This is a genomic window from Bartonella sp. AA1HLJMS, from assembly GCF_042197445.1.
Classification (GTDB): domain Bacteria; phylum Pseudomonadota; class Alphaproteobacteria; order Rhizobiales; family Rhizobiaceae; genus Bartonella.
Window position 1 is genome coordinate 1 of record NZ_JBHIRW010000038.1, and the last position, 8745, is coordinate 8745.

Sequence of the window (8745 nt, forward strand, 5' to 3'; positions counted from 1 at the left end):
CTGATGCGACACTTGATCTTATCATTGGAAAACCAATACAAATCATAGAACTCAAAAAATCAAAACCTAAAAAAAATGCCAATTCAGTTTTGGTTGCTAAAAATTTGAATGAAGGGTTTGTTATTTTACGTATTTTTGTCCCTTCTTCCCTTGCAAAAAAAGAAAGTGAAGCTTTTCTTTCATCTGCAACCTGCCGCATATTTTATGAATAAAAACGGACTAACCTCTCATTTGTACAACACCTTCCTTTCTATAAAATACATAAAGCCTATCAAAATGGTTATCTTTTTTCTCTATTAATCAAATATTCGAATTCAGATTTATCTGATTGTAGATCCCTAAATTTTTTATTGAGGTAGAATGAAATCTCTATTGCACATCATCATATCCTATTTGAGACGCATTATCTGACAGAAAAAACTCCCCGCCATTAGAAGAGAAAAATCAAGAGTAAAGTTCTAAAAATATATGCTGCTAACAACCGTAGAACTTGTTATTTGAGTTTATTTCTTTTTATTTACAAACATTCCCATAAAATTCGCATCAATGACATGATAAATTATAGAAGAAATACTGATCACTTTCAATGAAGTGCTAAAATAACCGCTGGAAACTTATAAGACATTACACATCCTTGACCTCAAAAATAAGTGCTTTATTTTTGGTTTATGAGCAGAAGCTTTTTGTAAGATAGCACTCTGAAAAAACTTGGCTTATAGTTTACAATCGAGGGGAAAAACTTCATGAAGAAGAGATATGTTCGGTTCGTTTCAAGAGCAGCAGTATGGTCCCCTCGATTTGGTGGATTGTCGTTCTTTATTTTATTATTTTCAGTCATTTTACAACGTTTTTCCGTCATTAACGTAACTGACTTCATAATTTTGATCGGAATCTCTACTGGCTGTGTAATTATTTCTCTTTTTCTGGCTATTAAAGCACTTCATAGTTTGTGGGTCTATGGTGCTCTAGGGGGAATGAAAGCTTTAAAAGGGATCATTTATTCGTTGATAACAGCCACACCATTGATGCTCTTTTTTGGACTTTGGTTTACCTTACCGGCTCTTTACGACGTTTCTACCGATACACAAAGACCACCGGCTTTTTTTCGCACAATACGTCCCAGCGATGCTTTACCACTCAAAAGTGTTTTGACTGAACAAGCAGCAATACAGATGTCACAATGGCCAGAAATATCGGGGCGCCGTTATGATGGCTCACCTGACCGTATTCGCGAATCCGTTCTTAATGTTTTAGCAGCCTATGATTGGCCTGTTGTGGCTCAACGAGAGTTTAAAGGTGAAGAAAATGCGCTTTATATTGAAACAATGGCAAAAACTTTTTACCTTGGTTTTATTTCAGACATTGTGATACGCTTAACCAATGAAGGGGATACAACTTTTGTTGATATGCGTTCTGCTTCTCGTTATTTGCTAAGAGATTTGGGAACGAATGCTGCTTTTATTATCGATTTTATGGATGCCCTTGATACAGAAATCGCCTCACTTCCTCTCTCACAAGACGATGAATAACAATCTAAGAGAAATAAGGCATTTTATTTCATAAAAGTTGCCTATTTTTCAATAAATCATGATACATAAGCAAACAATCACTTTTCAAAAACTATAAATTGATAATCCTTATACAAAAGATAATAATCTCAAAACAACCCATGCTTGAAATAATGAAAAAGATTAAAAAAATAGGAAATAAAAAACAGAAATATTGATAATAATATTAAAGTCTCTGTCTAACTGTAATCAGTAAATATTTTTTAAAGTTTAATATTATATAAAAATAATAACTTATTTTTTATAAATAACTCTACAAATAACACCTTATAATTATATTTTTAAAATAATATAACAACTTGATTTTATATTATTTTAAAATTCCCATATATTCAATTAATAAATTTGCAGCATAATATAATATAAAAAACATAATTGTTGATAATATTGTCCTTTTTATACTCCAGTTCTTACCTTTAAATCTATTGTAAAAAAACATGCAAAGTCCAAATCCAATTGCTGTCATTAAGGAGCTAGTAAAAGTATGCATAACAAAAAATCCAGACTGAAATTTCATCTACTTTATGAATGATTTAAGAGAGAGAGCAATAGAGTATAATTCAAATAATAAACTTAACTTAATTAAATATAATTTTATATATAAACAATCTTTATAAAATTCCCATATATTTAACTAATAAAATTCCAAAATAATATAATATAAAAAACATAATTGTTGATAATATTTTCCTTTTTATACTCCAGTTCTTACCTTTAGATCTATTGTAAAAAAAAATTGAAAATCCATATATAAACGTTACCAATAAGGCGCCAGTAAAATTATTCATAACAAAAAAATCCAAAATAAAATATCTATTGTCTTAAACAAAAATATCCCTGAAATCAGTTTAGCCATAGCTTTAAAGTATGTTTACGATATCACTGATCTCAGAAATATCTTTATCGTTATTTTCTAAATAAATTAGAAACAGTGTTCTTCCACTTTACGGATGGCATTGATTGTACTTATCTATCAAACCGATAGGCAGCTCCTAATAATCCGCCTCCTACTACTCTAGGTAGACCAGCTACTGCACCCAGCCCCTCCTCCTAATAAAGGGCTCCCACGAGACCGCCTGTGCCTACTGTTTGAGCATAAGAGCCTGCGCTACAACCATCTTATTCTGGAAAAAGCCAACTTTTGGGATGTGAGTTACTACTTTAATCATCTGATGATGCATGCTATTTAGCAAAAAAATCAAATATAATTTGTAAAATGTATAAATTATGATAAATAATAAAATGCTGATAATAACGTAATTCTATATTATTTTAAAATTCCCGTATATTCAATTAATAAATTTGCAGCATAATATAGTATAAAAAACCTAATTGTTGATAATATTTCCATTTTTATACTCCAGTTCTTACCTTTAAATCTATTGTAAGAAAACATTAAAAATCCATATATAAACGTTGCCAATAAGGAGCCAGTAAAAGTATGCATAAAAAAATCCAGACTGAAATTTCATCTACTTTATGAATGATTTAAGAGAGAGCAATAGATTATAATTCAAATAATTATAATTTTATATATAAGCAATCTTTATAAAATTCCCATATATTTAACTAATGAATTTCCAGCATAATATAATATAAAAAACATAATTGTTGATAATATTGTCCTTTTTATACTCCAGTTCTTACCTTTAAATCTATTGTAAAAAAACATGCAAAATCCAAATCCAATTGCTGTTACTAAGGAGCCAGTAAAAGTATTCATAACAAAAAATCCAAAATAAAATATCTATTATCACACACAAAAATATCCCTGAAATCAGTTTAGCCGTAGCTTTAAAGTATGTTTACAATATCACTGATCTCAGAAATATCTTACTAGCTATTTTCTAAATAAATTAGAAACAGTGTCCCTCCACTTTACGGATGACATTGATTGTACTTATCTATAAAACCACTAATAGCTCCTCCTAATCCGCCTGCTACTGCTGTTTCCGGACCGCCTAATAAACCAATTAATGCTCCTGCGCCTCCCTTTATGGCCGCTGTTTCGACATAATCGCTTACTTCACAACTTGGATTCGGATGGCATTCATTGTACTTATCTATAAAACCGTCAGCCGCTCCTCCTAATCCGCCTATTGCTGCTCCTTCCGGACCAAATAATGCACCAGATGCTAGTCCTATGCCTCCGTGTATGGCAGCTGCTTCAACATAATCGCTTGTTTCACAACTTGGTGCCGTATAGCATGCATTGTATTTATCTACCACAGCGTCACCAGCTCCTGCTAGTCCACCTCCTATTGCTCCATTGACAAAGCCAGAACCGACACCTCCCGGTCCAGAAAAAAGACCTCCAACTGCACCAGCAATACCTCCTATTAATTCTCCTACGATGCCACCTGCACCTGCTGCTTGGGCATGAGCGCCTGCGCTACAATCATCTTCTTCTGGAAAAAGCCAACTTTTTGGATGTGAGTTACTACTTGAATCACCAGCTCCTCCTATTCCGCCGCTTACTGCTCCACCGAGTAAGCCAGCAACTGCACCTCCTGGTCCAGCAATAGAACCTCCAGCTGCACCAGCACCACCTCCTAATATTGCTCCTACAATGCCACCTGTACCTGCTGCTTGGGCATAAGCGTCTGTACTATAATCATCTTCTGGAAAAAGCCAACTTTTTGGATGTGAGTTACTACTTGAATCATTTGATGAGCTTGAACTACCCATTTAAATCCTCCTTTTATTATTAAAAATAACTGTATCACAACGATACAGTGGGAATTTCGTTATTGTTCATTTTAGCAAATGTCAAATATAATTTGTATAAATAACAATAAAAATACTTTATAAATAAAATATACATTTTGTTTGTATTGCATATATACAAAATGTATATTTTGTATATATATAATACTATTTACAATACTGTTTAAATATGCGACATCCATCGCTCTTTCTCTTAAACAAAATCATAAATTCAAATGAGTCATTCACAAGAAAAACCTGTATCATTCTCTTGGTTTACAAGAACAACAAAGAAATATATTTATTATGTCATCGAACTCAGTTGCGTTGCTGTTGTTTTGCGCTTACTTGGCTTGGTGAATCCTTTTATTTTTCAAGCGATTATCGACCGTATTCTCCCTTTTCAACGTATTGAAAGTCTCTATGCTATCGTTGTCTTGATGGTTGCTATTATGCTGTTTAGCACGGCTCTTAGCACTCTATCAGGCTACTTAGGTGCTTATTTAGCCAATCGGCTTACATTAGAATTTGGGCGGCGCATTTACAGCCATCTGTTAAGTCTTTCCTTGCCCACTTTACGCCGTTGGCAAGTAGGAGAATTGTTTTCACGTATTGGAGAAGTTGATACAATTCGCGGTTTTTTAACAGGAACCATCGCCACAACTGTGCTAAATGTTCTCTTTGCCATTATTTATATTGTTGCACTCTTTTCCATTAGTCCGAAACTGACCTTCATTGTCCTTATCATTTTACCTTTACAAATGGGTTCTTTAGCGTTGGTCGGTCCCTTCTTGCGCCGCCAATTACGCCGTTCTTTCACTCTGCAAGCTGTCCATAAATCGCGCCTTATTGAAAGTTTTACCAATCTTGAAGCCATTAAAGCACATGTAAAAGAATCTGCTCATACGATACGCATGCAAGAAACTTTAGCTCGTAGTTTAGATCAAAGCCTTACAACCAGTAAATTGCATCTTCTCAATGGAGCCATGAGCCATATTTTTGGTGATCTTTTCACTATTTTTATTATCTTTTTTGGTGCTCAGGCAGTTCTTCAAAACCAGATTACGCTAGGGCAACTTATTGCCTTTCATCTCCTCGCTGGAAATGTTTCTGGTCCTATCTTAAGCCTTGCATCCCTATGGGAAGAATGGCAGCATTTGAAAATCTCTCGTCTTCGTTTGGGCGATATTCTTAACTCCCCTTCAGAATGGGAAGAAGAAAAGCCGCCTCTTCAACTCAGCGCTCCTCCTCATCTTGAAGCCAACGATCTCTGTTTTTCTTATGGAGATAAATCCATTATCAATCATCTTGATGTCTGTTTACAACCTGGGCAACCAATTATGTTACTTGGTCCTTCAGGGTGCGGAAAAACAACCTTGGCGAAGCTCCTTTGTGGACTCTACCCCCCAACAAGCGGGAAGATATTGATTAACGCCCAACCTTTACAGAATTTTGATGTCCGTAGCGTGCGTGAAACAATCGCGTACTTTCCTCAAAATCCTTGCCTTTTTTCCGGAACCATTCTTGAGAATATGCTTCTTGCTAAACCAGATGCCACTAAAGATGAAATTGACGCTGCACTATATGTTAGTGCTTGCCATGATTTGATTGCTCAGTTGCCTCTAGGACTCCATACTCAAGTAGGAGAGCAAGGTGGTTTTTTATCGGGTGGTCAGCGCCAACGCTTGGCTTTGGCTTGTTTCTTTCTGATAAACCCAAGCCTGCTTATTTTAGATGAACCTACTTCCGCATTGGATGACACTGTCAGTGCACAAATTGTTGAGCATTTATATAAACTTTCACAAGATCGTATTGTTCTTGTTATTACCCACAAAAGTGACCTCTTTCCTCAGCATGCAAACGTCTTAAACTTTACTGATTTGGAGGCAAAAAATGGCAGATAAAGCTCCCTATTTGCGCCCTTTGTCACCAACGCTTCATATGGTTGTTGCTGTTTTGGTCACCTTATTTCTCTTTATTGTGATCGGCAGCTTTATCGCAAAAACAGAGATTGTTGCACGGGGGCAAGGAAGTGTTATTCCCACCGCTTACGTTCAGCTGGTCCAAGCGCAAAATACAGGACGCATTGAGAAAATCCTTGTAAAAGAAGGGCAATTTGTTCATCAAGGGGATCTCCTTATTCAATTAGATCCCCGTGAAGCCCTCAATGAGTGCGCACGTGTTCAAGCAGATATCGCGCAACAAACCCTTCAAGCACAAATCGCAACAGCTATTTTAACAGCTTTGCATGAAAGTGATCCTTTGGATAAAGATTTTGTGACCAAAGGACTTGCCTATCTGCCAGTTCCTCCTTCTGGCAACACGACTGCAAGAATAGAAGGGGAAAAACTCATTAGCGCTGCCCTTCAATCTCTCCAAGATAAATTAAGAGCGCTAAAAGCACAAGCGGACCGCGTCGAGCGCAGCGGTGCAACACAACATGCGCAATTAGATAGGTTGGAAGATGATCGTCAATTAAGCCAAGGAAAATTAAAGGCTGCAAAAAGCCTAATGGAAACAAAAGTCATCAGCCAAGCGGTTTATTTAGAGCGTTTACATGATTTTAAAAATGTCGAGCATGAAATTTTAACCAATCAAAGACGTTTGGAAGAAAATGCCGCCGAAATCAATACCCTTCGCCAACAACGGAAAAGTCTCATTTCCGATGAAATCGCCCGCTATCGCCAACTTTCGCGTGAAACAGAACTGAATCTTCAAGGATTAAAAGCAAAGCTTGATAGCACTCAATACCATCTTGACCACTTATCACTCTATGCGCCTGTTGATGGACGTATCGATGATTTAAGTATCCATACTTTGGGCGGCTTTGTAGAAGCTGGTAAAACGCTTATGCGTATTGTCCCTGATGCAGGTGGTCTCATTGTTGAAGCGTTTTTTGATAATCGAGATATTGGTTTTTTAGAAAAGGGTCAACGTGCTTACATCAAGTTTTCTGCCTTTCCACCTGAACGTTTCGGTGTTATCCACGGTACAGTCGTTAATGTAGGCGCTACAGCGCGCTATAATAAAGAAATTAATGGTGTCTATGCTGTTTTAATAAAAATTGACCAAGATCACATCACTTTGAATAACAAACATCTTAAATTTATCCCTGGCATGACTGTGGCAACGGATGTCATTACCTCAAAACGGCGTCTCATTTCTTATTTCTTTGAACCTATCACCAAAGTTTTAGAACAATCTCTAAAGGAAAGATAATGTCTGTAAATGAAAATTCATCACCATCATTCATAGACCCTCTTACAGCGTTAGGAGCTATGGTTGTTTTAATGCTTACATCTCCCTTATACCGCCGCTGGCGAATCTGGGATATCGAACGAAATTTAGGACCAGCTTTACAGACTGGGCAATACAAGCTCTATAAAAATGAACGTGGAGAATTTTGTGCCTTTATCACTTGGGCTTTTTTAGATGAGAAAAATCATCAATCTATGCTTGATAAGGGAGAATTTTTACCTGATGCCAATTGGCAGAATGGAAAATACGTATGGTTTATTGATTGTGTAGCACCCTATGGCCATACTGCTCATATTGTACGCGATATGCAACGAAATATATTTCCTGATCAGCGTTATTGTTATGCTGTACGACGTAATGAAGATGGTGGAATGCGAAAAATTGCACGCTGGTGTTGCTGTAGAGCGCAAAATCCAGCCAAATAGTTTTTCTAAAGCAAGTGCGCATCAATCATTTACCCCTCGTCTTATAGAAAAGAATCTTTTAAAAGAGCTCTTTAAGCGATAGCTATAGCAAGAGAACCTTACCATATTTAGAGCTAACCCGCTACAAATAGGTGTTTTTCAGCTTACAAAACTTGCTATGAATAGCAACAGACGGTTAAGGGGATTGATCCACTCTCAAGCTGAAATTTGATTAACTAATTTCACTAGAATTGGCTGGGATACCTGAATTCGAATCTAAATTTAATTGCAATAAACTATTGATTTTATTTATATTTTTTTAAGGTTAGGGACCATATAATTAGGTTCGGGAATAGGATTTTTACACTTTCCTTTACAAAATGCATTCTTTTTGCCAGCTTTCTCTAATAATTTTTTTAATAGTTCTAAATCTTCTTGTGAAATAATGTTTACTCAGTCTAGAAAACATACCAACAGCTTCAAATCTGAATGTATCAGAAGGCTTTATTATGATGCTTTTTCGACAAGAATAGGCTTCTTTTTTAAGAGAGAAGCCTTCTCTTTATCTAAACCATAAAGCTCTATGATCTTTTCCTCCAGTCTTACAGGAACAGATTTTTTGCCAATTTCTACAGAAGATAAAAATGCTACAGATATGTCTAATTTTTTAGCCATATCTAAGAGGCGTTCGGAGTGATCAATGCGAAGTTTCCGTAAAATTTTACCAAAGGGTGTAACCATATAAAAAGTCCTATTAGAGAAGAAATATTTTCTTCTGATTCTAACAAATCTTTTTATGATTTTCTTCA

General features: G+C 35.8%; 5 protein-coding genes and 2 pseudogenes. 5 read left to right on the top strand and 2 right to left on the bottom strand.

The genetic code is table 11. From position 1 onward, the window contains the following. Positions 1-212, top strand: a pseudogene (locus tag ACFIQE_RS07885) (hypothetical protein); the annotation flags it as partial. 531 nt (positions 213-743) lie between these two features. Next, positions 744-1529: a DUF1499 domain-containing protein gene (locus ACFIQE_RS07890; protein ID WP_375620675.1), complete on the top strand. Its 786-nt coding sequence runs from the start codon at positions 744-746 to the stop codon at positions 1527-1529. Positions 1530-3446: 1917 nt separating this feature from the next. Here ACFIQE_RS07890 and ACFIQE_RS07895 read toward each other — a convergent pair. Then, on the bottom strand, positions 3447-4256 hold the full coding sequence (locus ACFIQE_RS07895; RefSeq protein ID WP_375640269.1) for a hypothetical protein: 810 nt from the start codon (positions 4254-4256) through the stop codon (positions 3447-3449). 254 nt (positions 4257-4510) lie between these two features. On the opposite strand from ACFIQE_RS07895, the gene ACFIQE_RS07900 reads away from it, so the two are divergent. Genes ACFIQE_RS07900 through ACFIQE_RS07910 form a run of 3 tightly spaced genes read left to right on the top strand, consistent with a single transcriptional unit; the run spans position 4511 to position 7957 of the window. Then, positions 4511-6178 carry a peptidase domain-containing ABC transporter gene (locus tag ACFIQE_RS07900; RefSeq protein ID WP_375707483.1) on the top strand — a complete coding sequence of 556 codons (1668 nt, stop codon included), beginning with the start codon at positions 4511-4513 and terminating at the stop codon, positions 6176-6178. Next, positions 6168-7493, top strand: coding sequence for an HlyD family type I secretion periplasmic adaptor subunit (locus ACFIQE_RS07905; RefSeq protein WP_375620672.1), 1326 nt, complete (start codon positions 6168-6170; stop codon positions 7491-7493). Before ACFIQE_RS07900 ends, ACFIQE_RS07905 begins: the two co-directional genes overlap by 11 nt. Next, entirely contained in the window at positions 7493-7957 is a 465-nt protein-coding gene (locus ACFIQE_RS07910; RefSeq protein WP_375620671.1) for a toxin-activating lysine-acyltransferase, read from the top strand. The genes ACFIQE_RS07905 and ACFIQE_RS07910 overlap by 1 nt, the downstream gene beginning before the upstream one ends. A gap of 288 nt (positions 7958-8245) precedes the next feature. Here the strand turns inward: ACFIQE_RS07910 and ACFIQE_RS07915 are convergent. Further along, positions 8246-8677 (bottom strand): annotated as a pseudogene (locus tag ACFIQE_RS07915) (helix-turn-helix domain-containing protein). Positions 8678-8745 lie beyond the last annotated feature (68 nt).